The organism is Streptomyces sp. CAI-85, assembly GCF_013363615.1.
Taxonomy (GTDB): domain Bacteria; phylum Actinomycetota; class Actinomycetes; order Streptomycetales; family Streptomycetaceae; genus Streptomyces; species Streptomyces antibioticus_B.
This window is the reverse complement of the sequence record NZ_JAANNX010000004.1, coordinates 183,243-209,606: the sequence shown is the minus strand read 5'-3', so window position 1 is coordinate 209,606 and position 26,364 is coordinate 183,243. Positions and strand designations below refer to the sequence as shown.

Annotated in this window: 22 protein-coding genes and 1 riboswitch; of the genes, 10 read left to right on the top strand and 12 right to left on the bottom strand. The window is 73.0% G+C overall.

The window, feature by feature from the left end; all coding sequences use genetic code 11:
- Nucleotides 1-104: 104 nt before the first annotated feature.
- Nucleotides 105-1,847 (top strand): pyruvate dehydrogenase, encoded by a 1,743-nt coding sequence (locus tag G6W55_RS08140; protein ID WP_175520112.1) that lies wholly within the window; start codon nucleotides 105-107, stop codon nucleotides 1,845-1,847.
- A 9-nt stretch (nucleotides 1,848-1,856) separates the two neighbouring features.
- Here the strand turns inward: G6W55_RS08140 and G6W55_RS08135 are convergent, their stop codons facing one another.
- A complete protein-coding gene (locus G6W55_RS08135) occupies nucleotides 1,857-3,254 on the bottom strand; it encodes a helix-turn-helix transcriptional regulator (RefSeq protein WP_175520111.1) in 1,398 nt (465 codons plus the stop codon).
- 243 nt (nucleotides 3,255-3,497) lie between these two features.
- Here G6W55_RS08135 and G6W55_RS08130 point away from each other — a divergent pair, with 243 nt between their 5' ends.
- Nucleotides 3,498-4,133 (top strand): hypothetical protein, encoded by a 636-nt coding sequence (locus G6W55_RS08130; RefSeq protein ID WP_175520110.1) that lies wholly within the window; start codon nucleotides 3,498-3,500, stop codon nucleotides 4,131-4,133.
- 777 nt (nucleotides 4,134-4,910) lie between these two features.
- The gene (locus G6W55_RS08125) at nucleotides 4,911-5,396 is read left to right on the top strand and encodes an ATP-binding protein (protein ID WP_175520250.1); all 486 of its coding nucleotides are present in this window, start codon (nucleotides 4,911-4,913) and stop codon (nucleotides 5,394-5,396) included.
- A gap of 90 nt (nucleotides 5,397-5,486) precedes the next feature.
- Here the strand turns inward: G6W55_RS08125 and G6W55_RS08120 are convergent, their stop codons facing one another.
- Together G6W55_RS08120 and G6W55_RS08115 are read right to left on the bottom strand one after the other, a co-directional pair.
- Nucleotides 5,487-6,554 carry a DUF2637 domain-containing protein gene (locus G6W55_RS08120; protein WP_078635538.1) on the bottom strand — a complete coding sequence of 356 codons (1,068 nt, stop codon included), beginning with the start codon at nucleotides 6,552-6,554 and terminating at the stop codon, nucleotides 5,487-5,489.
- 276 nt (nucleotides 6,555-6,830) lie between these two features.
- A complete protein-coding gene (locus G6W55_RS08115) occupies nucleotides 6,831-7,679 on the bottom strand; it encodes a (2Fe-2S)-binding protein (protein ID WP_175520109.1) in 849 nt (282 codons plus the stop codon).
- Nucleotides 7,680-7,848: 169 nt separating this feature from the next.
- Between G6W55_RS08115 and G6W55_RS08110 the strand changes: the two genes are divergently transcribed.
- Entirely contained in the window at nucleotides 7,849-8,676 is an 828-nt protein-coding gene (locus G6W55_RS08110; RefSeq protein WP_175520108.1) for a GntR family transcriptional regulator, read from the top strand.
- A gap of 144 nt (nucleotides 8,677-8,820) precedes the next feature.
- Here the strand turns inward: G6W55_RS08110 and G6W55_RS08105 are convergent, their stop codons facing one another.
- Nucleotides 8,821-9,597 (bottom strand): hypothetical protein, encoded by a 777-nt coding sequence (locus G6W55_RS08105; protein ID WP_175520107.1) that lies wholly within the window; start codon nucleotides 9,595-9,597, stop codon nucleotides 8,821-8,823.
- Nucleotides 9,598-9,744: 147 nt separating this feature from the next.
- On the bottom strand, nucleotides 9,745-11,418 hold the full coding sequence (locus G6W55_RS08100; RefSeq protein ID WP_175520106.1) for a PucR family transcriptional regulator: 1,674 nt from the start codon (nucleotides 11,416-11,418) through the stop codon (nucleotides 9,745-9,747).
- A gap of 298 nt (nucleotides 11,419-11,716) precedes the next feature.
- Here G6W55_RS08100 and G6W55_RS08095 point away from each other — a divergent pair, with 298 nt between their 5' ends.
- From G6W55_RS08095 to G6W55_RS08075, 5 genes are all read left to right on the top strand, one after another.
- Complete coding sequence (locus tag G6W55_RS08095) at nucleotides 11,717-12,607, top strand: xanthine dehydrogenase family protein subunit M (RefSeq protein ID WP_175520105.1); 891 nt, start codon at nucleotides 11,717-11,719, stop codon at nucleotides 12,605-12,607.
- Nucleotides 12,607-13,158: a (2Fe-2S)-binding protein gene (locus G6W55_RS08090; protein ID WP_175520104.1), complete on the top strand. Its 552-nt coding sequence runs from the start codon at nucleotides 12,607-12,609 to the stop codon at nucleotides 13,156-13,158. Before G6W55_RS08095 ends, G6W55_RS08090 begins: the two co-directional genes overlap by 1 nt.
- Nucleotides 13,159-13,162: 4 nt before the next feature.
- Nucleotides 13,163-15,559: a xanthine dehydrogenase family protein molybdopterin-binding subunit gene (locus G6W55_RS08085; RefSeq protein WP_175520103.1), complete on the top strand. Its 2,397-nt coding sequence runs from the start codon at nucleotides 13,163-13,165 to the stop codon at nucleotides 15,557-15,559.
- A 198-nt stretch (nucleotides 15,560-15,757) separates the two neighbouring features.
- Entirely contained in the window at nucleotides 15,758-17,215 is a 1,458-nt protein-coding gene (locus G6W55_RS08080) for an NCS2 family permease (protein WP_175520102.1), read from the top strand.
- Nucleotides 17,216-17,441: 226 nt separating this feature from the next.
- Nucleotides 17,442-18,593, top strand: coding sequence for an XdhC/CoxI family protein (locus tag G6W55_RS08075; protein ID WP_175520101.1), 1,152 nt, complete (start codon nucleotides 17,442-17,444; stop codon nucleotides 18,591-18,593).
- Nucleotides 18,594-19,417: 824 nt separating this feature from the next.
- Here G6W55_RS08075 and G6W55_RS08070 read toward each other — a convergent pair.
- From G6W55_RS08070 to G6W55_RS08060, 3 genes are all read right to left on the bottom strand, one after another.
- The gene (locus G6W55_RS08070; RefSeq protein WP_175520100.1) at nucleotides 19,418-20,689 is read right to left on the bottom strand and encodes a lanthionine synthetase LanC family protein; all 1,272 of its coding nucleotides are present in this window, start codon (nucleotides 20,687-20,689) and stop codon (nucleotides 19,418-19,420) included.
- Nucleotides 20,690-20,732: 43 nt separating this feature from the next.
- Entirely contained in the window at nucleotides 20,733-21,173 is a 441-nt protein-coding gene (locus G6W55_RS08065) for an SRPBCC family protein (protein ID WP_175520099.1), read from the bottom strand.
- Between the two features lie 95 nt (nucleotides 21,174-21,268).
- The gene (locus G6W55_RS08060; protein ID WP_175520249.1) at nucleotides 21,269-22,723 is read right to left on the bottom strand and encodes a family 43 glycosylhydrolase; all 1,455 of its coding nucleotides are present in this window, start codon (nucleotides 22,721-22,723) and stop codon (nucleotides 21,269-21,271) included.
- 181 nt (nucleotides 22,724-22,904) lie between these two features.
- Between G6W55_RS08060 and G6W55_RS08055 the strand changes: the two genes are divergently transcribed.
- Entirely contained in the window at nucleotides 22,905-23,405 is a 501-nt protein-coding gene (locus tag G6W55_RS08055) for a hypothetical protein (RefSeq protein WP_309243656.1), read from the top strand.
- A gap of 7 nt (nucleotides 23,406-23,412) precedes the next feature.
- Here G6W55_RS08055 and G6W55_RS08050 read toward each other — a convergent pair whose 3' ends face one another.
- The 4 genes from G6W55_RS08050 to G6W55_RS08035 are packed head-to-tail and all read right to left on the bottom strand — an operon-like array spanning nucleotide 23,413 to nucleotide 26,120.
- Nucleotides 23,413-24,258 (bottom strand): ATP-binding cassette domain-containing protein, encoded by an 846-nt coding sequence (locus tag G6W55_RS08050; protein ID WP_175520098.1) that lies wholly within the window; start codon nucleotides 24,256-24,258, stop codon nucleotides 23,413-23,415.
- A complete protein-coding gene (gene cbiQ, locus G6W55_RS08045; RefSeq protein WP_175520097.1) occupies nucleotides 24,255-25,004 on the bottom strand; it encodes a cobalt ECF transporter T component CbiQ in 750 nt (249 codons plus the stop codon). Before cbiQ ends, G6W55_RS08050 begins: the two co-directional genes overlap by 4 nt.
- 4 nt (nucleotides 25,005-25,008) lie before the next feature.
- A complete protein-coding gene (locus G6W55_RS08040; RefSeq protein ID WP_175520096.1) occupies nucleotides 25,009-25,386 on the bottom strand; it encodes an energy-coupling factor ABC transporter substrate-binding protein in 378 nt (125 codons plus the stop codon).
- Complete coding sequence (locus G6W55_RS08035) at nucleotides 25,383-26,120, bottom strand: energy-coupling factor ABC transporter permease (protein WP_175520095.1); 738 nt, start codon at nucleotides 26,118-26,120, stop codon at nucleotides 25,383-25,385. The genes G6W55_RS08040 and G6W55_RS08035 overlap by 4 nt, the downstream gene beginning before the upstream one ends.
- 29 nt (nucleotides 26,121-26,149) lie before the next feature.
- Nucleotides 26,150-26,332: riboswitch (cobalamin riboswitch) on the bottom strand.
- Nucleotides 26,333-26,364 lie beyond the last annotated feature (32 nt).

Below are 26,364 nucleotides of genomic sequence, written 5' to 3'. Positions count from 1 at the left end.
TGTGGAGGGAACCGAACCCGAGCGGAACCCCGAGGGATCCCCGAACGGAACCCCGACGGGGACCCCGAGCGGAACCGACGAGACCCGAAGAGGTGCGTCCCTCCATGGCCAAGCAGAACGTCGCCGAACAGTTCGTGGACATCCTCGCCCGCGCCGGGGTCCGGCGCCTGTACGGCGTCGTCGGGGACAGCCTCAACCCCGTGGTCGACGCCGTGCGCCGCCACTCGGGGATCGACTGGGTCCACGTACGCCACGAGGAGACCGCCGCCTTCGCGGCCGGCGCCGAGGCCCAGATCACCGGCCGGCTCGCGGCCTGCGCCGGCTCCTGCGGGCCCGGCAACCTGCACCTCATCAACGGCCTCTACGACGCCCACCGCTCGATGGCCCCGGTGCTGGCCCTCGCCTCACAGATCCCGTCCGCCGAGATCGGCCTCGGATACTTCCAGGAGACCCACCCCGACCAGCTCTTCCGCGAGTGCAGCCATTACAGCGAGCTGATCTCCAACCCGAAGCAGATGCCGCGCCTGCTGCACACCGCCATCCAGAACGCCATCGGCCGCGGCGGTGTCAGCGTGGTCTCCCTGCCCGGCGACATCGCCTCCGAACCCGCCCCCGACCGGCCGGTGGAGACCGCCCTCGTGACGACCCGGCCCACCGTGCGCCCCGGCGACGCCGAGATCGACGCCCTGGTCCGGATGATCGACGAGGCCGACCGCGTCACCCTGTTCTGCGGCAGCGGCACGGCCGGCGCGCACGCCGAGGTCATGGAACTCGCCGGGAAGATCAAGTCCCCGGTGGGCCACGCCCTGCGCGGCAAGGAGTGGATCCAGTACGACAACCCGTACGACGTCGGGATGAGCGGTCTCCTCGGCTACGGCGCCGCCTACGAGGCCACCCACGAGTGCGAGTTGCTGATCCTGCTGGGCACCGACTTCCCGTACAACGCCTTCCTGCCCGACGACGTGCGGATCGCCCAGGTCGACGTACGGCCCGAACACCTCGGCCGGCGTTCGAAGCTGGACCTCGCGGTGTGGGGCGACGTCCGCGAGACCCTGCGCTGTCTCGTCCCGCGCGTACGGGCCAAGGACGACCGGCGCTTCCTGGACCGGATGCTGAGGAAGCACGCGAACGCGCTGGAGGGGGTGGTGAAGGCGTACACCCGCAAGGTGGAGAAGCATGTCCCGCTGCATCCCGAGTACGTGGCCTCCGTCCTCGACGAACTCGCCGACGACGACGCCGTGTTCACGGTGGACACCGGAATGTGCAATGTATGGGCCGCCCGCTATCTCACCCCCAACGGCCGCCGCAGGGTGATCGGTTCGTTCTCCCACGGCTCCATGGCGAACGCGCTGCCCATGGCGATCGGCGCCCAGTTCACCGACCGCCGCCGCCAGGTCGTGTCGATGTCCGGCGACGGCGGCTTCACCATGCTGATGGGCGACTTCCTCACCCTGGCCCAGTACGACCTGCCGGTGAAGGTCGTCCTCTTCAACAACTCCTCGCTGAGCATGGTCGAGTTGGAGATGCTGGTCGCCGGACTGCCGTCCTACGGCACCACCAACAAGAACCCCGACTTCGCCGCCGTCGCCCGCGCCTGCGGTGTCTTCGGCCTGCGCGTCGAGAAGCCCAAGCAGCTCGCGGGCGCGCTGAAGAGCGCCTTCCGGCACAAGGGCCCGGCCCTGGTCGACGTCGTCACCGACCCCAACGCCCTGTCCATCCCGCCGAAGATCAGCGCCGGGATGGTCACCGGCTTCGCGCTGTCCGCCTCCAAGATGGTCCTGGACGGCGGGGTGGGCCGCATGCTCCAGATGGCCCGCTCCAACCTCCGCAACGTGCCCCGCCCTTGAGACGGCGGCTCAGACGTACGGCCGCCAACGGCGTTCGCCGGTGTCGTACATGTACCGGGACAGGCCCTCGATGCCGCTGGTGCGGAACGGGCGGCCGCGGTCGTCGATCCGGACCGTGCCGGTGCGGCCCTGGGAGGACCAGTCGAGTTCGAGGTACCAGTCGCAGGCGCAGGTCTTCGTACGGGCCGTGACCAGCAGCACCTCGGGGTCCTCGGCGGACACCCGGTAGGGCATCCGCACCGCCGGGATCGGGGTGCCCTCGTTGCTGCCGGGGACCGAGCGGGCGACGGGGCGGTCCTTGTCCAGGTCGACGGCGAAGGACCGGGGCGTGATCGAGCCGCCGCACCCCTGGTCCATGGCGTACGCCGTACCGGTCAGGGGCGTGGCGCGGCCGACCACCCGGACCCGCAGCGCCGTCAGGACGACCGCCGTGGAGCTGCGCCCCTGCACCGTGATCTGCACGTTGGTCTCCCGCCCGTGCACCGCGCCCTGCGCCGCCGCCCAGGTCCCGGCGTCCTGCGCGGCCGGGGGCGGCGGCACCCGGGACGGCGGCCGGTCGACCACGTAGTCGTGACCGCAGCCGAGCGCCCACACCTGGGAGTCGGCGGTCCAGGTGAGCGGAACCCCCGACCCCGAGCCCGCCCCTGACCCCGCCCCCGAGGAGGGGGCCGGGGTCGCGCTCGGGGTGGTCCCGGACGACCCCTGGGGGTCCGGTGAGGTTCCGGCCGAGCCGGAGGCCGACGGCGAGGCGCCGGAGGTGGGGGAGGAAGAGGCCGGGCCTCCCGTCCCGGCCGTCGCCGTGGCCGCGGGGCCGCGTCCGGGAGCGGCGCCCGTACCGGCGGCCGAGGGGTGGTTCGAGGGACGGTCGGCGGGCAGCGCGGAGAGCGTGCCGACCGTGGCGAGCAGCGCGCAGGCCACCCCGAGGAGGACGGAGCCGCGACGGCGGCGGTACCAAGGGGTGGCCACGGAGGCGGAGCCGGCGTCCTGGGCCACCCCTTGAGGCACACCTTGGGCCACGCCTTGGGGCACGCTCTCCACCTCCGCCGGAGCTTCGGGCGACGCCGTGGCCTCCGCGGCCGCCGTCTCCTCGCCCCCGGCCCCCGCCCCTGCGCCTGCCCCCGCCTCCGCCTCCGCCTCCGCCCCGCGCGCCCGCGCCTGACGTGCCGCCACCGCGCGCAGCCACCTGCGGTGCAGTTCGAGCCGTTCCTCGGGGCTCGCCCCGCAGAACTCGGCCAGCCGTTCCACGGGCGCGAAGTCCTGCGGTACGGCCTCCCCCGCGCAGTACCGGTGCAGCGTGGAGGTGTTCATGCCCAGCCGGCGCGCGAGGGAGCCGTAACTGCGCTCCGTCCGCGCCTTCAGTTCCGTCAGCAGCGCCGCGAACTCCGCGACGTCCTCATCGCTCGACACCGTGAACCGGTCCCGTCCTCGTCGTCCCCGGCCCGGGACGGTCATCCCAGGCACCTACATATCTGCACGTCAGATGGCCTGGGATGGTTCCACCGCCGGCGATCGCCCGGAGACCGTTGCCCCGGCCGCCGCGACCGTCGATGCTCATGGTGTCGCCGGCGCCGCAGCGGCCGTCCCGCACCCGTCTCCACGGGTTCGCACCCGTCCTCACGGGCTCATTCACACATCCACGGGGGAACACTCATGCCCAAGCACACCCGGTCGACCGCCACGCTCACGGCGCTCACCGCACTGGCCGTCACCGGACTCACCCTCGGTACGGTCCTCACCGTACCGGCGGGCGCCGCCGCGCCGAAGGCGCCCGGCTTCCTCGCGGCCAAGGACCTTCCGCCGCACGCCACGTCGACCTGGTCCGCGGGCCGGGTCACCGCCGGTGTCCCGGAGGTCATCGAGCTGGACACCTGTCTCGGGATGGCCCTGGGCGGCGGCTCGAACACCTGGCACCGCGAGTTCTGGACCGACCTGGACACCACCGCGCGCCAGGTCTCCGTCAAGGCGTCGACCGTCAGCGCCGCCAAGGGCCGGTACGCGCGCGTGAACAAGGACATCAAGTCCTGTGCGAAGCGGATCGAGCGGGCCTACCCGGAGATCGACGCCACGCTCCGCGACTACGGCACGCTCGCCGTGGAGGAGGGCGCCCATGTCTACGGTCTGCATGTGAAGAGCGCCTGGGGCTCGACCGACATCCGCCTCCTCGGCGTCGGGCGGGACGGCAGGACCGTGACGGTCGTCGACTGGGGTCAGATGGGGAACTTCGGGAACGCGCCGGTGAAGGCGTTCAAGAAGACGACGGTCAAAGCCGTCAACAAGCTCCACTGACGGGCCCCGGTCCCTGGGCCGCGAGCGGTCGATTCCGGCCAACTTCGACCGAGCGTGACCGGGGTGCCGAGGGGAGGCCGGCGGCGGACGACCACCGCCCCGGCACCCCCGCGGCTACGCCGGGATCGGCAGGGGCGGGTCGGCGATCCGGCGGAGGCGGGGTGGGCCGTATGTCCTGTCGGCCGTCCTCCCGGTGTGCGGGCCCGGAAGCGGGCGGAGCGGACCGGTGACAGGACGGCGAACGCCCGGGGTGACGGACGGTGAAGGGGTGGGAAGCCGGTGCGCGGAGGGGGCGCACCGGCTTCCGCCATGCACCGGACGCGCCGGTGTGCGCCGGTGCACGCGGGCGCGTGACGGCCTCCGGCCGCCCACGGTGTCGTAACGGAAGCCCGTGCTCCGGTGTTCCGCCGGCTCCCCGCGGCGGCTCGGCCAGGTGGCCTGGACCAGTGACAACCGTCGTCGGGCGGCGGCGCGCGGGCGGCCTCGGGCTGGGGGCGGTGGGGCCGCGTGCGCCGGGAGCGTCGCGGCCGCCGTCGTACGGCGCCCCCTGACCCGTCGTCACGTGCGCGCGTACCCACCGGACCCCCTGCGGACCCCTCGTGTCCGCCTGCCGCGCCCGCCGCACGGCTCGTTCCGGCCGATCGCAACACGGCCGCAACATGGCCGAACACCCGGTCGTCCGCGACTCGACATGACTGGCGTGCCGCCGTCCGGGCAAGGATCCCCGTGAACGTGTTCGAGCAGGAGGGGACCGACATCGGCACGCGGGCGGGGGTCATGAAGAGGCAGGCACGAGGCAGCGGTCCGACGGCGATCGCGCACACCTCGGCGACAAGGTGGAACGTGGAGGACGACGACGAACCCGGCGCCGTGGAGCGGGCGTCGCGGCTCAGCCGCAGGCTCGGGAGGGCGGATCTGCGGGCGGTGCCCGAGGCGCGCCGCGCCCTGCGGGAGCTGTTGCAGGGCTGGGGAAAGCCCGGCCGCTCCGAGACGGCCGAACTGCTCACCAGCGAACTGGTCACCAACGCGCTCGTCCACACCGACCGGGACGCCGTGCTGACGGCCACCGTGTCACCGGCCGGACTCCGGGTGGAGGTGCGGGACTTCGTGGGACGACGCCCCCGGCCGCGCGTGCCGATCGCCGACGACGGCACGCACGGCCGGGGTCTGGTCCTGGTGCAGGCCCTCGCGGACGCCTGGGGCGTACGGCCGCACGGCGTCGGCAAGTCCGTGTGGTTCGAGCTGGGCGCCGGGGCGGCGTAGCGCCGGCCGGACGGTCCCTGACGGTCATGGGGGAACGGGAAGGGGCGCGGCCCCTGAAGGTCGCGCCCCTTCCCGTGTGTCACCCGTGGATCAGCCGAACTGCTGCTCCAGGTCCTTGAGCTTGCGCTCCAGGGAGTCGAGCCGCGGCAGGGCCATGGTGTCGTCCTCGGCGGTGAGGTCGACGGTGAGCGGGTCGGAGCTCTGGCGGACCGGCTGGAGGGACGGCCGGTTGCGCACCGGGAGCTGCTCGGCCGAGTTGGCTATGGCAGGCTCCGCCGGAACCCGCTCGGCGGTCGCCCGCTCCAGCGTCGCCTGGGCCTCGAGCTGACGGGCGCCGCCGCCACCGCCGCCACCGCGGCCGGGCCAGCGGCCGTGACCACGGCTGATGGCCTTGAGCTGGGCGCGCTCGACGCGCTGCTGCTCACGGCGGCGCAGCTTGGCCTCCTCCTTGCGGGCCTTGTCGTCGCGGACCTCCTCGACGGCCTCGTCCAGGCTGCGCACGCCCTCCAGGAGCATCAGGGACCAGGCCCTGTAGGTCTCACGGGGGGCCCGCACCCAGCGCACCACACGGATCTGCGGCAGCGGACGCGGGACCAGGCCCTGCTCGCGCAGCGCGGCGCGACGGGTCTGCTTCAGCGCACGGTCGAAGAGCACCGCGGCGGACAGGGACATGCCCGCGAAGAACTGCGGCGCGCCGTCGTGCCCGAGGCCCCTGGGTGCGTGCACCCAGTTGAACCAGGCCGCGGCGCCCGCGAACGTCCACACCAGTATCCGGGAGCCGAGCGCCGCGTCACCGTGGCTGGCCTCGCGCACCGCGAGGACGGAGCAGAACATGGCCGCCCCGTCCAGGCCGAACGGCACGAGGTACTCCCAGCCGCCGGAGAGGCTCAGGTTCTCGCGGCCGAAGCCGACGAGTCCTCGGTAGGAGAGCGCGGCCGCGACGGCCGCACAGCAGAACAGCAATACGTAGGAGGCGATGCCGTAGACCGCTTCCTTGCGCCTGCGGCGCTCCTCGCTGCGCTCCCACGAGTCGTCCGAACTCGTGTCCTTCCCCGAGGAGTTCTTGCCGCGCCTGAGCACCGCCACCGCCGCCAGCATGCCCAGGAGCAGTACGGCGCCCGGAAGCAGCCAGTTCAGCGATATGTCGGTCAGTCTCATCTGGGGTCCCTTGCATTGGGATAGGGCGTAACGCCCGCCATATTGGCCCACTCCCGGCGTCCCTCAGGGGATTTCGGGGCAAGAGGCCGCCAAGGAGGTGCAAGGGGATGCCCAGGGCGACGTTCTGCTCGAACTGCCGCGTGAGGGGCGGGAGTTGAGTTCGAATAAGACTACCCGTACGGGTGGTTCGACGGAAAGTTCCCGCGACCGGTGAGGAAGTTGTGAAGTAACCGTAACCACACGGGGAGTGCTGTCGTCCGGTGATCTTACGGGACGTCAGACGGCGGTGGCGAGGGTGAGTTTGGCGATCCGGTCGGCGTCACAGGTGCGCGGGCAGGTGTCGCAGGTGTCCTCGGGGCGCACCGTGTAGAACATGCAGCAGCTCGCCCGGTCCCGGGTCGGCAGCGCCCGCCCGTCCGGCGCGGTCAGCTCGCGGAAGGCGGCCGAGCCGACGTACGGCCGGGTGCTGCCGGGCAGCAGCAGCTCCAGCTCGCGCCGGGCCCGCTCCCGCTCCTCGGGGCCGAGCAGCTCGGCGACGTACCACAGGCCCTCGACGATCTCGTCCGTCACCATGCCCCACAGGGCGCGCCCACGCCGCCGGGTGCGCGGCCCGAAGCCGGCCAGGACCGGTTCGTGGTGCTCGGCGACCGCCTCGCGCACCTCGGCGCGCAGCGCCTCCTCGTCCGCGACCACCCGGGCGCCGGGCAGCGCCGCCGCCGGGTCGTCCGGCAGACACGCGAAGGAGACGGGCGGGCGCACGGCCATCCGCATCACCTCGCCGGTGCGGTCGTACGAGACGTCGGTCACGGGGTAGCGCGGCACCCGGCGGGTCAGGAACCACGGCACGGTGATCAGCAGACAGGCGGGCCAGGCGTACCGGTGCAGTCCGAAGCTCGCGACGACGTCCGGGCGGGCCCGGACCTCGTAGTCCCGGACGACCTGGTCGTCGTCCCAGGCCAGGAAGGTGTCCAGCTCCGCGCCGCCCGCCGCGAGCGCGGCCGCCGAGACCCAGCCGCCGCCCCGGGGAGCGGGCTCGCCGGGCGCCAGTTCCGTGACGGTCAGGCCCGGCAGGACCTCCGTGAGACGGGCGTACGCCGCCGCGGTGACCGACGGGACTGCGGGCATACCGAACCACCGATCCGCGAGTGTGACGTGAGGGTGCTTAGAGGTAAGCCTAACCTTACTCATTATGTGCGGGATTTGAACTGGCGGCCAGGGGGCCTAAGGTGCTTGACGGGCGAGTAACAAGCCGCCGTAATGACCCCAAGTACCGAAACGTCCGCCGGGAGGACCCGTGAAGCAGGGCACGCAGGGCGCCGCCGCTCCGGGGATCCCCGGAATCCCCCGCGACGGGGCCGGGCGGGCGCGGGTTCCGGCGCAGGCGCGGACGTCGCCCGCCGGGGACGCGGACCGGGAGCGGTGCGAGCCGCCGGGGGCCGTGCGCGGGGAGCACACCCACAGCGAGATCCCGATCCCGCACCCGGCGCTGTCCCGTCCCGTCGTCCAGCGGGCCTCCGTGCGCGGCCAGATCCTCGCCGCCCTGCGCACCGCGCTGGTCGCGGGGGACCTGCGGCCGGGCGAGGTCTACTCGGCGCCGGTGCTCGGCGAGCGCTTCGGGGTCTCCGCGACACCGGTCCGCGAGGCGATGCAGCAGCTCGCGCTGGAGGGCGCGGTCGAGGTCGTGCCCAACCGGGGGTTCCGGGTCGTGGTGCGCGGCGTGCGGGAACTCGCCGAACTCGCCGAGGTGCGGGCGCTGATCGAGGTACCGGTGATGCTCCGGCTCGCCCGTACGGTGCCGGCCGAGCGGTGGGCGGAGCTGCGGCCCCTCGCGGAGGCGACGGCGCGCGCGGCGGCCAGCGGCTGCCGGGCCACGTACGCGGAGGCGGACCGGGTCTTCCACCGCGCCGTGCTCACCCTCTCGGGCAACGAGCAGCTCGTCGGCGTCGCGGAGGACCTGCACCGCCGCAGCCAGTGGCCCCTCACGAACGTCCCCACCCGCCGTGACCGCACGGACCTCCTCGCCGACGCCACGGAACACCTGGCCCTCCTCGACGCCCTCGCCACCGGCGACCAGGAGACGGCCCGCACGCTGATCCAGACCCACTTCACGGCGACGGCCTGACCGCCCCATGTGACCCCGCGCACGAACCCCGACAACCCACGACGTCGCTCGGAGCCTCCCGGCTGCGGACCCCTGATGGGGCCCTTGTGCGGCGGTGCACGTGGCCCGGGTCCCGCCCAGGGGCCCCGAGCCCTGAACCCTCTCCTACGCCGTGGCCGCCGGTGGTACCGCCAGTTGGCGGGTCAGCCAGGTGGGGACGCCGCCGAGGAGGCGGAAGAGGCGGCGGGCCTCCTCGCGGAGGCGGGACGCCTCCGGTTCCGCCTCGGCGTCGGCCAGGGACGCGAGGGCCGGGGCGGTGCCCACCAGGTAGCCCAACTCCTCGCGGATGCGCAGGGATTCGGCGAAGCCGTGCCGGGCCTCGGCCAACTCGCCGTCGCGCAGGGCGAGTCCCGCGAGATGGCGCCAGGTGAACGACAGCAGCAGGGAGTCGGAGTGGGCCGCGGCCGCCGTGTGCGCACGCCGGTACGCCGCCCGGGCGGCCTGCGGGGAGCGCGCGATGTTCTCGGCGAGCAGCCCGCGCCGGAAGTCCAGCAGCCCCCGCCCGGCCGCGTCCGGCGGAATCAGCGCCGCCGCCCTGCCGAGCGCCGCCCGCGCCTCGTCCACCCGGTCGCGCACCCCGTGGACCGTCGCCGCGTAGGCCAGGTGCCCGCGTTCACAAGCGGCCGCGCCCCGCTCCTCGTCGCCGTGGGCCAGCGCCTCCGCCGTGCGCAGCGCGTCCTCGGCGTCCTGCCAGCCCTGCTCGGTGTACAGACACCGTTCCACCAGCAGACCGGCCCGCTGGATCGCGCCCTGCGCGGTGTCCGACGGCAGCAGCGCCGCCGCGTCGGCCCAGCAGGCCCGCGAGCGCAACCGCCACACCGCAGTCTGGAGAGGATCCTCACCTGAGGTCGTTCCGGTACCGGACATGGCGGAGTACGCCACGTTGCCCTCCCCGAGCGCGCCGTCGAGCTATGAGTGGTGGCCGCATCTCAGCATGAATCGCGGCACCGGGCCAAGGGGGCGGGTGAAGGATTTCACAAAGTCGTGGGACGTTCCGCCCTCAAGGGTTTCAACGGAACGCGCCCCGTGTCAGCTCATCCGCAGCGCCAGGAAGAAATCCAGCTTGTCCTCGAGGCGCGACAGATCACGGCTCGTCAACTGCTCGATCCTGCCCACCCGGTAGCGCAGTGTGTTGACGTGGAGGTGCAGCCGGGCCGCGCACCGCGTCCATGAACCGTCGCAGTCGAGGAACGCCTCCAGCGTCGGGATCAACTCGGCGCGATGACGCTGGTCGTACTCGCGCAGCGGGTCGAGCAGCCGCGCCGTGAACGCCCGCCGCACGTCGTCGGGGACGAACGGCAACAGCAGGACGTGCGAGGCGAGTTCCTGGTGTCCCGCCGCGCACACCCGGCCGGGCCGCGCCGCCGCCACCCGCCGCGCGTGCCGCGCCTCCTCCAGCGCCCCCCGCAGCCCCTCCGCCGAGAGCACGGCCGCGCTGACGCCCAGCGTGAGCCGCCCGTCGCCGTCGAGCCCGGCCGTCAACGGCTCCTGTACGGCCGTCAGAAGCGCGTCGGCGAGCAGACCGGTCTCGGCGCTGTCGTGCTCGGCGGAGACCGCCGGCAGCGGCACCAGGGCGACCGCCTCGTCCCCGGTGTGCGCGACCGCGATCCGGTCGGACGGCTCGGGGCCCGTCGCCAGCGGGTCGACGAGGATCTCCTCCAGCAGCGCCTGGGCGATCCGCCCGGTCTCCAGGCCGCCGTCGTCCCACTCGACGCGCGCCACCACCACCTGCCAGTGCGGGGCCGTCCCGAGACCGGGCAGCAGCACCGGCGCGGCCACCCGCAGCCGCGCCGCGATCTCCGCCGGGGCCGCGCCCGTCTGGACCAGCTCCAGCACCTCCTGCGCCAGCCGCCGGCGCACGGTGCGCGCCGCGTCCCGCCGGTCCCGCTCGACGGCGATGAGCTGGGTGACGCCGTGCAGCAGGTCGAGCCGCTCCGCGGCCCAGTCCCCGGCGTCCGCGTCCACGGCCAGCAGCCAGTCCGACAGCACGCTCTCGCGCGCGTCCCGGGCGGCCCCCGGGGCCCGGCCGCCGCCGCGCACCGGGAACAGCGAGTACGTCGTACCGTCGACCTGCACCCGGTGGGGGCCGGGCCGGCCGGTGCGCACGGCCGCCAGATGCTCCGCCGCGAGCCGCCCCCACAGCTCGCCCGACCCGCTCCGGCCGGGAGCCTTGGAGCCCGCGATCAGCCGTCCGGTGGGCGAGAGCACCCAGGCCCGCAGATCCAGGTCGGTGCCGAGCAGGTCCAGGACGACGTCCGGGCCGCCGCCCGCCGGTCCCGAGGTCATCATCCGCCGGTGCCGGTCGACGACCGCCGCGAGGTCCCCGGCCCGCTCGCCGCTGACCTGCCGTACGACATGCTCGGTGATCGTTGCGAAGGCAACCGATTCATGGACCGCGAACAGCGGCAGCCGGTGCCGGGCGCAGGCCGTCACCAGATCCTCCGGCACATCCGCGAGCTCGGCCTCGCCGGCCGCCAGCGCGGCCACCCCGGCCTGCGCCAGGATCCGTACGAACGGCTCGGAATCGGCCGCGTCCCGGCGCCACGCCAGCCCGGTGAGGACCAGCTCGCCGCCGGAGAGGTAGCGGCTGGGGTCCCGCAGGTCGGTGGTCATCACCCCGCGGACCGAACGGTCCAGCTCGTCCCCGCCGCCGAGGAGCCTGAGGCCCAGCGCGTCGGTGTCCAGAAGTGCGCGCAGCCGCATCTCGTCGCCGCCGTTCCTTGTCTTGAGACGGTCACGGACCGCATTCTGTGATTGCCGGGTTGTTTCCTACGTTTCCACGAGAAAACGAGGAGGTTACCGAGGCCCTCCGTTCATACGAATCTACAAGATGGCTGCCCCGACCAGCCAACTCCTTCATGGTTTCCGTGACTGACCCGGTCGGAGTACCGCGCGGTGTACTGACCCCACTCCGCGTGAACAGCACATGAACGAGCCCGGGCCGCCGCACTCGATTCCGGCTCGAACCCATCGACTCCCGAGACGCAGAAGAGAGCCGGTCATGGACTTCCTTCGTCCCGCAAGCTGGGAGGAGGCGCTCGCCGCGAAGGCCGAGCACCCCACCGCCGTGCCGATCGCCGGCGGCACCGATGTGATGGTCGAGATCAACTTCGACCACCGGCGGCCCGAGTACCTCCTCGACCTCAACCGCATCGGTGACCTCCAGGAGTGGGAGGTCGGCGAGGACAGCGTGCGGCTCGGCGCCTCCGTGCCCTACACGCACATCATGGAGAACCTGCGGTCCGAACTCCCCGGCCTCGCCCTCGCCTCGCACACCGTTGCCTCCCCCCAGATCCGCAACCGCGGCGGCGTCGGCGGCAACCTCGGCACCGCCTCCCCGGCCGGCGACGCCCACCCCGCCCTCCTCGCGGCCGGCGCCCGGGTGGAGGCCGCGTCCGTGCGGGGCACCCGGCTCATCCCGATCGACGACTTCTACACGGGCGTGAAGCGCAACGCGCTCGCCCCCGACGAACTGATCCGCGCCGTCCACGTGCAGAAGGCCGACGGCCCCCAGCAGTACTCCAAGGTCGGCACCCGCAACGCCATGGTCATCGCCGTCTGCGCCTTCGGCCTCGCCCTGCACCCGGACACCCGGACCGTGCGCACCGGCATCGGATCCGCCGCCCCCACTCCGATCCGGGCGAAGACCGCCGAGGAGTTCCTGAACGCGGCGCTCGAGGAGGGCGGCTTCTGGGACAACGGAAAGATCGTCACACCGTCGGTCGCCAAGCAGTTCGCCGACCTGTGCGCCGCCGCCTGCAACCCCATCGACGACGTCCGCGGCACCGCGAGCTACCGCCGCCACGCGGTCGGCGTCATGGCCCGCCGCACGCTGACCTGGACCTGGGAGTCCTACCGCGGCGCCCGCCGCCAGACCGAGGGAGCCGCCTGATGCGCGTCAACATCACCGTCAACGGACGTGAGCGGGAGGCCGACGACGTGTGGGAGGGCGAGAGCCTCCTGTACGTGCTGCGCGAGCGCCTCGGCCTGCCCGGCTCCAAGAACGCCTGCGAACAGGGCGAGTGCGGCTCCTGCACGGTCCGCCTGGACGGCGTGCTCGTCTGCTCCTGCCTGGTCGCGGCCGGCCAGGCCGAGGGCCGCGAGGTGATCACCGTGGAGGGCCTCGCCGACCACGCCCGGCAGCGCTCCTGCGGCACGCACACCCAGGCCCCGGAGACCCCCGCGCAGGCCACGCCCACCGAGGCCACGGACGCCGGACTCTCCCCGGTCCAGCAGGCGTTCATCGACGCCGGTGCCGTCCAGTGCGGCTTCTGCACCCCCGGACTGCTGGTCGCCGCCGACGAGATGCTGGAGCGCAACCCCGATCCCAGCGACGCGGACATCCGCGAGGCGCTCTCGGGCAACCTGTGCCGCTGCACCGGCTACGAGAAGATCATGGACGCGGTCCGCCTCGCGGCCGCCCGGCAGGCAGAGGCGGTCTGATCCCATGACCGACGGCGCTCCCACCGGCACCCCCACCAAGATCACCCAGGGTTCACCCACCAAGGGCGGCATCGGCGAGTCGACGCTGCGCCCCGACGGCACCCTCAAGGTCACCGGAGAGTTCGCGTACTCCTCCGACCTGTGGCACGAGGACATGCTCTGGGGCCAGATCCTGCGCTCCACCGTCGCCCACGCCGAGATCGTCTCCCTCGACACCTCCGAGGCCCTCGCCACCCCCGGCGTGTACGCCGTCCTGACGTACGACGACCTGCCGGCCGAGGTGAAGCACTACGGCCTGGAGATCCAGGACACCCCCGTCCTCGCCCACGGCAAGGTCCGCCACCACGGCGAGCCGGTCGCCATCGTCGCCGCCGACCACCCCGAGACCGCCCGCCGGGCCGCCGCCAAGATCAAGGTCGAGTACCGGGAACTGCCCGTCATCACCGACGAGGCGTCCGCGACCGCCCCGGACGCGATCCTGGTCCACGAGGGCCGCGACGACCACCACATCGGCCATGTCCCGCACCCGAACATCGTCCACCGCCAGCCGATCGTGCGCGGCGACGCGGCCGCCGCCGCCCGCCGGGCCGATGTGATCGTCCGGGGCGAGTACACCTTCGGCATGCAGGACCAGGCGTTCCTGGGCCCCGAGTCCGGCCTCGCCGTGCCCGAGGAGGACGGCGGCGTCCACCTCTACATCGCCACCCAGTGGCTCCACTCCGACCTGCGCCAGATCGCGCCCGTCCTCGGCCTGCCCGAGAGCAAGGTACGGATGACGCTGGCCGGGGTCGGCGGCGCCTTCGGCGGCCGCGAGGACCTGTCGATGCAGATCCACGCCTGTCTGCTCGCGCTGCGCACCGGCAAACCCGTCAAGATCGTCTACAACCGGTTCGAGTCCTTCTTCGGACACGTCCACCGCCACCCCGCCAAGCTGACCTACGAGCACGGCGCCACCCGCGACGGCAAGCTCACCCACGTCAGGTGCCGGATCGTCCTGGACGGCGGCGCCTACGCCTCCGCCTCCCCGGCCGTCGTCGGCAACGCCTCCTCGCTCGGCATCGGACCGTACGTCGTCGACGACGTCGACATCGAGGCCATCGCCCTCTACACCAACAACCCGCCCTGCGGGGCGATGCGCGGCTTCGGCGCCGTCCAGGCGTGCTTCGCCTACGAGGCGCAGATGGACAAGCTCGCCAAGGAACTCGGCCTGGACCCGGTGGAGTTCCGGCAGCTCAACGCCATGGAACAGGGCAGCCTGCTGCCGACCGGCCAGCGGGTCGACTCACCCGCCCCGGTCGCCGAACTCCTGCGCCGCGTCAAGGCGATGCCGCTGCCCCCGGAGCGCCAGTGGCTCTCGGCCGGCGAGGAGGCCGACGTACGGCAGTTGCCCGGCGGTCTGTCCAACACCACCCACGGCGAAGGCGTCGTACGCGGCGTGGGCTACGCGGTCGGCATCAAGAACGTCGGCTTCTCCGAGGGCTTCGACGACTACTCGACGGCCCGGGTCCGGATGGAGGTCGTCGCCGGGGAGCCCGTGGCCACCGTGCACACGGCGATGGCGGAGGTCGGCCAGGGCGGGGTCACCGTCCACGCGCAGATCGCCCGCACCGAACTGGGCGTCGCCCAGGTCACCATCCACCCGGCCGACACCCGGGTCGGCTCCGCGGGCTCCACCTCGGCCTCCCGGCAGACCTACGTCACCGGCGGCGCCGTCCGCAACGCCTGCGAACTCGTCCGCGAACAGGTCCTGGAGATCGGCCGCCGCAAGTTCGGCACCTACCATCCGGCCTGGGCCACCGCCGAACTGCTCCTGGAGGGAGGCAAGGTGGTCACCGACGGCGGTGAGGTCCTCGCCGATCTGGCGGACGTCCTCGGCGAGGAGGCCGTGGAGGTCGAGGAGGAGTGGCGGCACCGGCCGACCGAACCCTTCGACCTGCGCACCGGCCAGGGCAACGGCCATGTGCAGTACAGCTTCGCCGCGCACCGGGCCGTCGTGGAAGTCGACACCGAACTCGGCCTGGTCAAGGTGATCGAGCTGGCCTGCGCCCAGGACGTCGGCAAGGCGCTCAACCCGCTGTCCGTCATCGGCCAGATCCAGGGCGGCACGACCCAGGGTCTCGGAGTGGCCGTCATGGAGGAGATCATCGTCGACCCGAAGACGGCGAAGGTGCGCAACCCCTCCTTCACCGACTACCTCATCCCCACCATCCTCGACACGCCGACCATCCCCGTCGACGTGCTCGAACTCGCCGACGACCACGCCCCGTACGGGCTGCGCGGCGTCGGCGAGGCACCCACCCTGTCGTCCACCCCGGCGGTCCTTGCGGCCGTCCGCGCGGCGACCGGGCTGGAGCTTAACCGCACGCCGGTCCGGCCGGAACACCTCACCGGCACGGCGTAGCACACGAGTTGTCCGGCGGCGCGCGGAACGTCACACGCTCCGCGCGCCCGTCCGGCGCATCACAGATCGTTCGTCTCGGGCCGTCCCCCGGGTCGTGCGGCCGACCCACCTTCCCAAATCCCGCAGCCACGCATGTGGTTGACGTGCCGTCAGGCCGTCGTGCGCGGGTGCCCCTATGAACCTTGGGAGCAGGCCCACATGACCCAGCAGTCACTGGAACCGACCACCACCGCCGACGCCGCGGGCAAGAGCCCCGGCGTCCCGGACGGACGGTCCCGGCTCGACCGGTACTTCCACATCTCCCGGCGCGGATCCACGGTCGCCCGCGAGGTGCGCGGCGGTGTCACCACCTTCATGGCGATGGCGTACATCCTGCTGCTCAACCCCGTCATCCTGTCCGGCAAGGACGTCGGCGGCGACACCCTCGGCCGGCAGGCGCTGATCACCGCGACCGCGTTCGCCGCCGCCCTCAGCACCCTGCTGATGGGCTTCGTCGGCAAGGTCCCGCTCGCCCTGGCCGCCGGACTGTCCGTCTCCGGCGTCCTCGCCTCCCAGGTCGCCCCGGAGATGACCTGGCCGCAGGCGATGGGCATGTGCGTGATGTACGGCGTGGTCATCATGCTGCTGGTCGTCACCGGCCTCCGCGAGATGATCATGAACGCGATCCCGCTCGCCCTCAAGCACGGCATCACCATGGGCATCGGGCTGTTCATCGCCCTCATCGGCTTCTACAAGTCCGGCTTCGTGCACCAGGGGGAGGCGACCCCGCTCACCCTCGGCCCGAAGGGCGAACTGACGGGCTGGCCCGTGCTGTTGTTCGCGGCCACCCTGCTGCTGATCTTCATGCTCCAGGCCCGGAACGTCCCCGGCGCCATCCTCATCGGCATCGTCGGCGGCACGGCCGTCGCCGCCGTCCTCAACGCCACCGGTGCCGTCGACCCCGGCCAGTGGGCGGCCGGCGCCCCCGAACTGCACGGCGGCGCCCTGTCGATGCCCGACTTCTCGCTCTTCGGGCACGTCGAGTTCGGCGGCTGGGGCGAGGTCGGCGCGATGACCGTCGGCCTGATCGTCTTCACGCTCGTCCTGGCCGGGTTCTTCGACGCGATGGCCACCATCATCGGCGTCGGCACGGAAGCTCAACTCGCCGACGACAAGGGGCGGATGCCCGGCCTGTCCAAGGCCCTGTTCATCGACGGCGCGGGCGGGGCCATCGGCGGGGTGGCGGGCGGCTCCGGACAGACCGTCTTCATCGAGTCCGCCACCGGTGTCGGCGAGGGTGCCCGCACCGGGCTGTCCTCCGTCGTCACCGGTGCCCTCTTCGCCGCCTGTCTGTTCTTCACCCCGCTCACCGCGATCGTCCCGCAGGAGGTCGCCTCCGCCGCCCTGGTCGTCATCGGCGCGATGATGCTGATGAACGCCCGGCACGTCGACTGGGCCGACCGCGCCACCGCCGTCCCGGTCTTCCTCACCGTCGTCCTGATGCCCTTCACCTACACCATCACCACGGGCGTGGCCGCCGGAGTCGTCTCCCACGTCGCGATCCGCACCGCCCAGGGCAGGGCACGGGAGATCGGACCCTTCATGTGGGTCCTCACCGTGGTCTTCCTGATCTATTTCGCCCTCTCGCCCATCGAGGGCTGGCTGGGCGTGCACTAGGGCCTCTCTTTCGGATCTTGCCGGGGTCGCGGGGTCTGGCACGCGCATCTGCGGCGTTGTCGTCGGTTGTCAACGCTCCGCGTTGCCGCCCTCCTCCGCCTTGCAGCTACACGCACCAGACCCCGCTCGGGCCCGCCGAGACGACACCGTCGCTCGAAGCCGGCCAGATCCGAAAGAAAGACCCTAGCCGTTCCCTCCCCGAACCCGCCGCCAAGGAGACCGAGACATGCTCGACATCGCCGAGGAGCTGAACCGATGGGCCGCGCAGGGCCGTGACTTCGCCGTCGCCACCGTCGTCGCCGTCGGCGGCAGCGCGCCCCGCCGGCCGGGCGCCGCCCTCGCGGTCGACACCGACGGCACGGCGATCGGCTCGGTCTCCGGCGGCTGTGTGGAGGGCGCGGTGTACGACCTGTGCCGACAGGCTCTGGAGGACGGCGAACCCGTCCTCGAACGCTTCGGCTACAGCGACGACGACGCGTTCGCCGTAGGTCTGACCTGCGGCGGGGTCATCGACATCCTCGTCACCCCGGTGCGGGCCCACGACCCGGTCCGCCCGGTCGTCACGGCCGCCCTCGCGGCCGCCGCCAGCGGTACGGCGGCCGCCCTGGCCCGGGTCGTGTCCGGCCCCGCGGACCTCGTCGGCCGCGCCCTGCTGGTGCACGCCGACGGCCGCCGCGAGGGCGGCCTCGGCGCACACCCCGAACTCGACCGCACCCTCGCCGCCGAGGCCGGCGCCTTCCTCGACGCGGGCCGCACCGGCACGCTGGAGATCGGCGCCCGGGGTTCCCGCTGCGGCGTCCCGCTCACCGTCCTCGTGGAGTCGGCGGTGCCCCCGCCCCGCATGATCGTGTTCGGCGCGATCGACTTCGCGTCGGCGCTGGTCCGGGTCGGCAAGTTCCTCGGCCACCACGTCACGGTGTGCGACGCCCGGCCCGTCTTCGCGACCAGCGCCCGCTTCCCGGAGGCGGACGAGATCGTCGTGGACTGGCCCCACCGCTACCTGGAGCGCACCCGGGTGGACGCCCGCACCGTGCTGTGCGTCCTCACCCACGACGCCAAGTTCGACGTCCCGCTGCTCCGCCTCGCCCTGCGGCTGCCGGTCGCCTACGTCGGCGCGATGGGGTCACGCCGCACCCACCTGGACCGCAACGAACGGCTCCGCGAGGTCGGCGTCACCGAACTCGAACTGGCCCGGCTGCGCTCACCCATCGGCCTGGACCTGGGCGCCCGCACCCCCGAGGAGACGGCCCTGTCGATCGCCGCGGAGATCGTCGCGAACCGCCGAGGCGGCACCGGCGTCCCCCTCACCGGCGCCCACACCCCGATCCACCACGACCCGACATCGCCCCCGACGGCCCGGATCGGCTCGGTGGCGTGACCAGGGGCCGCCAGCACTGGCCCTACACGCCTTGGTCCGGCGCGCCACGCCGCCGCTCCCCCCGCCGGGGGACGTGGAGCGGTTCGGTGGTGTGGTCGGGGCGGCCCATGGTGTCGGCCCCGATCGCGCGGGTCGGCTGGGTGGCGCGACGGCGGGCCGTCGGCTTCGGCCCTGCACGCTCTGGTCGGGCGTGCCCCGGCGCGGGCCCGGGGCGTGTAGCGCTTCGGTGGTGTGGCCGGGTCGGCTCATGGCGTCGGCTCCGGCGGCCCGGGTCGGCTCGGTGTCCTGACCACGGGCCGTCGGCACCGGCCTCGCACGCTCCGGCGCCGATCCCTGGTGGGGTGTGTAGCGGATCGGTTGTATGGCCGGGTCGGTCCATGGCGTCGGGTCCGGCGGCCCGGGTCGGCTCGGTGGCCTGACCACGGGCCCCGACACCGGCCCGCACGCCTTGGGTTCGGCGCGCCTCGGCGCGGACCTCTGGAGGGGCGCGGAGCGGTTCGGTGACCGGGGTGGTCCATGGCGTCGGTCCCGGCTGCCCGGGTCGGCTCGGTGGCGTGACCGCGGGCCGTCGGCTTCGGCCCTGCACGCTCTAGTCGGGCGTGCCCCGGCGCGGCCCCCTCCGGGGCGTGGGCCGGTTCGGTGGTGTGGCCGGGGCGGCTCATGGCGTCGGCTCCGGCCGCCCGGGTCGGCTGTGTGGGCCTGACCGCAGACCCCCGGCACCGGCCCCGCACGCTCCGGTCGGGCGCGCCCGGCGCCGACCCCGGGCCGGGTGCGATGGTGCGACCGGGCGGGGATCGTCACCTTTGCCCGTGCGGGCCCGGCCGTTACGCCCCCGTCGGGTCGCTCGGCTCCGTGTGGTGAAGCCGCACCGTCGGCTGGTCCGGCCAAGTGAACGCGTACGCGGGGGCGCCGCCCGCGGCGATCCGGGCGTACCGCAGCAGCTCGCGCACGATGCCCGCGTTGCCCATCGCCCAGCCGGTCTCCGGTTCCAATGCGCTCGGGTCGGCCTTGTGTTCGACGTTGGACCAGCGCGCCCCCTCGGCGTCCCGGTTCGCCCGTGCGAGCAGGTCGGCCACCAGCACCCCGGCGAAGTCCCCGGTGTCGCCCTGTTCGGCCATCCGGTCGCAGGCCAGGGCCAGCACGCCCGAAGTGCCGCAGCAGCGGCCGTTGTTGTCCCAGAAGCCGGGGCGCAGGCGCTCGGGGAGACCGGAGCGGGTGACCGTGTGCCAGCACCGGTCGGCGAGTTCCGTCCAGCCGGGATCGCCGAGGACGTCCCGCAGCAGCCGGAACACCTGCGCGTCGCCGGCCGGACCGTGACACCAGCCGTAGCTGTACCGCTGGACGACATCGGGCCGGTACTGCGGAGCGGAGTGCGGTATCAGCAGCCCGTCGGGACCGCCCTCGTCCCGGGACACGGCGTCCGCGACCCCGGCCCGTGCCAGCTCGACCAGATCGGCGCGCCCGGCCGCCGCCCCGACCGAGGCGAGCGCGTAGGCGATGCCCAGCGTGCCGTGCGAGACATGGTGCAGCCGTTCCGGCACCCCGGCCCGGAACTCCCAGGTGACCCCCGCCGCCGTCGGCTCGGCGGTGCGCGCGTACGGCTCCAGGGCGAGGACCGCCAGCTCGGGGTCCCCGGCAGCCCAGGCGCCAAGACCGATCCCCGCGTTGCCGCCCATCAGCTCGAACAGCTCGCCCCAGCGCGTCCCGTCGAACCGAGACCGCACCCCCGCCAGCGCCCGCCCGGCCGCCGCGTCGGCCTCCGGACAGTCCAGCGCGCGGTGCACGGCCCGCAGGACGAGCGCGATCCCGGTACGGCCGAAGTACAGCGAGTCGTCGTCGTGCCCGTCGACCGCGTCGGCCAGCGAACGCGCCGCGCGCAGCGCGCCGTCGGCGTACCGGTCGTCCCCGAAGTGCCGCCACGCCTCCAGAAGGACGGGGACCACCCCGGCGGTGCCGTTGTAGAACATCGGGTCGACTTCGTCGTCCGACGGCCTGACGGGCCAGCCGAGCCCGCCGCGCCCCGTGTCCCGCGCCGTCCCGAGCAGCCATCGCAGACCGTCCGCCGCCAGCGCCTCGACCTCACCCGTGTCCGTCATGGCGCCACCCTGGCATCCGGTCGCCGTCGCTGACCAGCGGGTTTCAGGGCCGGCGCAGCAGCCGGTTGACCGCCTGCCCGTACATCCGCCGGGAGGCGGAGCCCAGCAGGGGATCGGCGGCGGACGGCAGCGGACGCACCCGCAGCTCCTCCCGCCAGATCACCCGGGCCCGCCCGCCGGGACCGGGCCGCACCTCGATCTCGGCCCAGCCCCTGACGATCCGGCCGCGCTTCTCCAGCCGGCACAGCCCGGGTTCGTCCCCCTCGGGCGGACACCACACGGTGACCTCCATCCGGTCGTCGACGGCGAGCGGTCCGACGCCCGTGCGGGCGACGAACACCGTGCCCTCGCGAGTCGGCGGGGGAGTGACGACGGTGATCCGCGTCAGCGGGACCACATCGCCGTGCCGGTGCCACTCGGTGAGCCGGCGCCACGCCTCCTCCAGGGGGAGCGGGACCGTGCGTTCGAGCTGGAAGGTGACCACACCTGTGATCGTAGGGAGTTCACGGCGCGGGGCGGACGGTTCCCCCTCGCCTCACACAGTTGGCGCAGTGCTACGGCCCCTCACGGCCGGGTTTCTCACTGCGCGTGGAAGGTGGCGTCCGCCCGGTCGGTCGCCGTGCCCGGCGTCTGTACGTACAGGAGGTGGTCGTAGTGACGGACGTACCGGCCCGGGTAGTTGTACGACTCGAAGGAGACGCCCGCCGTGTCCGCGAGGCCCGTCCGGCGGTGGAAGGCGGCGTCGGCGGCGAAGCCGGCCGTGCCGTCGTTGCGCTCCACCCACACCTCGAAGTTGCGGTGCCGCAGGTAGTAGCCGGGGTAGTTGGCGGACTCCAGCGACACCGTGCCCGTGCCGGCCAGCCCGGTCACCACGCGGAACTGCGAGTCCGCGAGCGGGCTGACACCCGCCTCGATCCTGGCCCGGAACTCCCAGTGCCGGACGAAACGGTCCGGGTGGTTGGCGGAGGAGAAGCGCTGCGGGGTGACGCCGTCGGCGACGGGGATGCCGAAGTCAGGGGTGCCGTCGGCCTTCCAGTACACCTTCTGCACCCGGGTGCGGCGGTTGGGGTCGTTCAGCGGATCGCCGCTGATGTCCCGGTAACTACGGTCGTGGTAGACGAGGATGTCCGACCTGCCGTCCTCGGACACGGTGAACGAGTTGTGGCCCGGCCCGTACTGCGAGGTCGCCTCGCTGGACCTGAACACCGGGGACGTGCTCTTGGTCCAGGAAGCGGGGGAGGTGAGGTCGGCCGTCGCGGACGCGGTGAGCATGCCCAGGCAGTAGTTGGCGTCGGTGGCGCTCGCCGAGTAGGTCAGGAAGACCTTGCCGCCGTGCTGGATCAGCGCGGGCCCCTCGTTGACCTTGTACCCGACGGTCTCCCAGGACAGCGTGGGCTGCGAGATCTCCGCCGGAGTCCCGCTGATCGTCCAGGGGTTGGCCAACCGGGCGATGAACAGGCTGGTGTTGTTGTCCTCGGCCGGATTGCGCTGCGCCCACGCGAGATAGCGCACGCCGCCCACGACGAAGGTCGTGGCGTCGAGCGAGAAGCTCTCCCACCCGGTCCTGATCTGCCCCTTCTCGGTCCAGGCGGCGGTCAGCGGGTTGGCGCCGGTGCCCTCCAGGACGTACATCCGGATCGCCCACACGTCGTCGGTGGCGCCGGCCGCGAAGTAGACGTACCACTTGCCGTCGATGAAGTGGATCTCCGGCGCCCAGATGTGGGCGCCCATCACGCCGCTGCCGTGTTTGGTCCAGATGGTCACCTCCTGGGCCGTGGAGAGCCCCTGGAGGGTGGTGGCCCGGCGCAGCACGATGCGGTCGTACGCGGGGACCGTGGCGGTGAAGTAGTAGTAGCCGTCGGTGTGTCTGACGATGTGCGGGTCGGCGCGTTGAGCGGCGATCGGGTTGGTGTAGGTCACGGCGGGGGATTCGGGTGCGGCGGCGTGGGCGGGGGTGGCGGGCGTGCCGGTGAGCAGGGCCGCGAGGGTGACGAGGAGGGTCAGTAACAGGCGTGCGGGTGCGGGTCTCGACATCGCCTCTCCAATGGTCGGCATGGTCGGCTTGGTCGCGTGTTCGTTATTTCGAACAAAGTTCGTAACTCCGGCCAGAAGATAGAGGCTGGGCATGACCCCGTCAACGCTGGTGAACGACCGTCCCGCACCGCCCGTACCACTGGACAGCCGTCTTGTCGCAGACCCGACCCCGGAGAGGCACGTGCCACAGCAGCCGCAGCGAGCAACCGCCAGCCCCCGCAGACCCTTTGCCCGCCCCCTGCGGGTCGCCGCGCTCGTCGCCGGGCTGGCCCTGCTCCCGCTGGCCACCGCGTGCGGCGCGGGCACGGACGCCAAGTCGGCGGAGGGCAAAGGCGCGTCGCGGCTCTCCGCCACGCCCGCCGCCGGGGTGGTCGCCCCGCCGAAGGTCGAGGTGATCGCCGGACTGCTCGGCTGCGAGCCCGCGATCCGCACCGACGCCGACGAACTCCGCGAGGGCACCTGCCGCTCCGCGAAGGCGAACTACCTCATCACCACGTTCCCGGAGGAGAAGTTCAAGCTGACCTGGCTGGATTCCGCGAGCATCTACGGCGGCACCTATCTGGTCGGCCCGCGCTGGGTGGTCAGCGGCCGCCCCGAACTGCTGGAGCCGGCCCGCGACAAGGTCGGCGGCGAAATCCAGCAGCTCCGGGGCATGAACGGCGCCACACCGGAACCGTCCTGACGGCTCATCAGCCCCCGGTGGACGCCGCGGCCAGCGCGGCCAGTTCCTCCGCCGTGCGCGGACCGGGCGTCCCGTCCGTCAACAGACCCCGGGCGCGCAGCAGTTCGGCGGCGGCGACACCCCACGGCAGTCGTAGCCCGGCCTGTGCGAGCAGGTCCGCGCGGGCCAGCATGTCCGCCGCCGGGCCGGTGTGGGCCCCGGACGGCGTGAGCAGTGCCGCGTCGTCGGCCCAGCGCAGCGCGAGATCGACGTCATGGGTGGCCATCACCACCGTGGTGCCGGACGCGCGCAGCCCGTCGAGGGTGGCCAACAACCGCTCCTGGCCGTCCGGGTCGAGTCCGGCGGTCGGCTCGTCCAGGATCAGCACGCGCGGCCGCATCGCGACGGCGCCCGCGATGGCCGTCCGCTTGCGCTGCCCGTACGACAGCAGATGGGTGGGCCGTTCGGCCAGGTCCGTGATGTCCAGGGCGGCGAGCGCCTCGTCGACGCGGGCCCGCACCTCGGTGTCGGACAGGCCGAGGTTGAGCGGCCCGAACGACACGTCCTGGCCGACGGACGCGGCGAACAACTGGTCGTCGGGGTCCTGCACCACGAGCTGCACCGTCGTCCGCAGCCGGGTCAGGCCCTTGCGGTCGTAGCCCACCGGGCTTCCCTCTACGGTGAGTTGACCGGCGTGCGGCCGAAGTCCCCCGCTGAGCAGCCGCATCAGCGTGGTCTTGCCGCTGCCGTTGCGCCCCAGCAGGGCGAGCGCGCGTCCGGCGCGGATCTCGAAGTCCAGCCCGTCGAGCACCGAAGGGCCGTCCTCGTAGGCGAAAGAGGCGCCCCGCAGGGCGACCAGCACGGGCTCGCTCACGTCGGCGGCCTTTCCAGGACGAGGGTGAGGGCGGCCAGCGCGGCGAGGAGCGCGACACTGGCCGCCGTGAAACGGACGGAGACCCGGGCCTCGGGCACGAGCACGCGCAGGGTGCCGTCGTAGCCGCGCCCGGCGAGACCGGCCTGGAGCCGCGCCGCCCGGTCGAAGGCCCGCACGAACGCCGTCGCGCCGAGCCCGGCCAGCGCCCGCCACTCCGCGGCCCGGCTGGTGTGCCCGAGCCGCGCCGCCTGCGCCTCCCGGATCCGCCGCATCGAGTCGAGCAGCAGGAAGCTCATCCGGTACGTCACCAGCGCCACGTCCACCACGGGTGCGGGCACCCCGGCCCTGACCAGGCGCGGCAGCAGGTCGGACATCGGGGTGGTGAACGCGAACAGCAGGACGCCGAGCGAGGCGGCGGAGGTGCGCAGCAGCAGTTCCCCGGCGCGTACGGTGCCGCCGTCGGCCCAGCCCACGAACCCGCCCGGCCCGCCCACTTGGAAGAGCAGGGTGAGCGCGCCGGTGACACAGAACCCGAGCGGCACCCGGTAGGCCCGCCACAGCCGGCGGCCCGGCACCCCGGCCGGTCCCAGCAGTACCGCGAGGGCGGTCACCAGGACGAGCGCGGCGCCGGGCCAGGGCGGCAGACAGACGGCGAGAGCGGTCAGACCGAGTCCGAGCACGGCCTTGTCCACGGGATGGCGGCGGCGCCAGCGACTGCTGTGCGCCGCCGCGTCGATCGGCAGCACCCGGTCAGGCCCGTTCGGCGGCGGGGCCGGGGGAGCCGCTCGCGGCCGGGTCGCCGTCCGGGGTGTTCTGGCGGGCCAGGGCCCGCTCCTCGCCCTGGCGCCGGCCCCGGTGCACACCGAAGTAGTAGGCGAGGACCCCGGCGCCCAGCGCCGCCTGGACGGCGAACAGCGCCGACTCGATCTCACCGGACGGCGGTTCGTAGAGCGGGGAGAACCACGGTTCGTAGTCCGGCTCGATCTCGGTGATCGCCGTCTCCGCCTCGGCGTCGGCGCCGGTGAACGGCTCCTCCTTGTGGTCGCCGAGCCCGAGGGCCAGCGGCAGGACGGCCAGCGCGGCCACCACGAGCAGCAGCAGGACGTTGATCTTCGTGTTGCGGTTCATCGGGCCACCGCCTCGGTGCCGGCCTCGGTGGAGGCGCCGTTGTCGGTGGAGGTGCCGTTCCGCTTCCGGCCGCCGGTCACCAGCACGCCGAGCCGGGTCAGTTCACCCTTGCTGGACTGGACGAGCAGCCGCATCACGAACACCGTGAGCAGACCCTCGCTGACCGCCAGCGGGATCTGGGTGACGGCGAAGATGGAGCCGAACTTGCCGAGCGCGCCCAGGAATCCGCTGCCCGGGTCGGGGAACGCCAGCGCCAACTGCACGCTGGTCACGCAGTAGGTGGACAGGTCGGCGGCGAACGCGCCGAAGAACACCGCGACCATCAGCGGCACGTCGAAGCGCCGCAGCAGCTTGTAGACGGCGTAGCCGGCCCACGGCCCCACGATCGCCATGGAGAAGACGTTGGCGCCGAGCGTGGTGAGCCCGCCGTGGGCGAGCAGCAGCGCCTGGAAGAGCAGGGTGATGGTGCCCAGGACGGCCATGATCGGCGGCCGGAACAGGATGGCGCCCAGGCCGGTGCCGGTGGGGTGGGAACAACTCCCCGTCACGGACGGCAGTTTCAGGGCGGACAGAACGAAGGTGAAGGCCCCGGAGGCGCCGAGCAGCAGGGTGCTCTCGGGGTTCTCCCTGACCTCACGGGTGAGTGAACGGACTCCGTGGACGACAAATGGTGCGGACGCGACGCCCCAGGCGACGGCGTGCGCCGGCGGGAGGAAACCCTCGGCTATGTGCATGGTTCAGCGGACCCTCTCCAGCACCTCGTGGATGGTTGACGCGCCCCGGCCGGTCTCCTGGCTGACGGGTACCACCGTCCGTGCTCCGCCTTCCCGGGTCCGAGGACCCAGTGGCTGCCCGTGAGGGCCGGAGCCGGACTTCCCGATCACAGTGGCGAGGGCCGCACCGGTTTCACACCGATTTCCCGTTCACCGAGGCGTGGTGACAGTAGTGCCCGTACGAGGCCCCTGACAAGCGACAACG

Bases quoted from the DNA above. Each gene is read 5' to 3' on its own strand.
- G6W55_RS08140 (WP_175520112.1), top strand. From the start codon at position 105: ATGGCCAAGCAGAACGTCGCCGAACAGTTCGTGGACATCCTCGCCCGC.
- G6W55_RS08130 (WP_175520110.1), top strand. From the start codon at position 3,498: ATGCCCAAGCACACCCGGTCGACCGCCACGCTCACGGCGCTCACCGCA.
- G6W55_RS08125 (WP_175520250.1), top strand. From the start codon at position 4,911: ATGAAGAGGCAGGCACGAGGCAGCGGTCCGACGGCGATCGCGCACACC.
- G6W55_RS08120 (WP_078635538.1), bottom strand. From the start codon at position 6,554: ATGAGACTGACCGACATATCGCTGAACTGGCTGCTTCCGGGCGCCGTA.
- G6W55_RS08115 (WP_175520109.1), bottom strand. From the start codon at position 7,679: ATGCCCGCAGTCCCGTCGGTCACCGCGGCGGCGTACGCCCGTCTCACG.
- G6W55_RS08100 (WP_175520106.1), bottom strand. From the start codon at position 11,418: ATGCGGCTGCGCGCACTTCTGGACACCGACGCGCTGGGCCTCAGGCTC.
- G6W55_RS08095 (WP_175520105.1), top strand. From the start codon at position 11,717: ATGGACTTCCTTCGTCCCGCAAGCTGGGAGGAGGCGCTCGCCGCGAAG.
- G6W55_RS08090 (WP_175520104.1), top strand. From the start codon at position 12,607: ATGCGCGTCAACATCACCGTCAACGGACGTGAGCGGGAGGCCGACGAC.
- G6W55_RS08085 (WP_175520103.1), top strand. From the start codon at position 13,163: ATGACCGACGGCGCTCCCACCGGCACCCCCACCAAGATCACCCAGGGT.
- G6W55_RS08080 (WP_175520102.1), top strand. From the start codon at position 15,758: ATGACCCAGCAGTCACTGGAACCGACCACCACCGCCGACGCCGCGGGC.
- G6W55_RS08075 (WP_175520101.1), top strand. From the start codon at position 17,442: ATGCTCGACATCGCCGAGGAGCTGAACCGATGGGCCGCGCAGGGCCGT.
- G6W55_RS08070 (WP_175520100.1), bottom strand. From the start codon at position 20,689: ATGACGGACACGGGTGAGGTCGAGGCGCTGGCGGCGGACGGTCTGCGA.
- G6W55_RS08060 (WP_175520249.1), bottom strand. From the start codon at position 22,723: ATGTCGAGACCCGCACCCGCACGCCTGTTACTGACCCTCCTCGTCACC.
- G6W55_RS08040 (WP_175520096.1), bottom strand. From the start codon at position 25,386: ATGAACCGCAACACGAAGATCAACGTCCTGCTGCTGCTCGTGGTGGCC.
- G6W55_RS08035 (WP_175520095.1), bottom strand. From the start codon at position 26,120: ATGCACATAGCCGAGGGTTTCCTCCCGCCGGCGCACGCCGTCGCCTGG.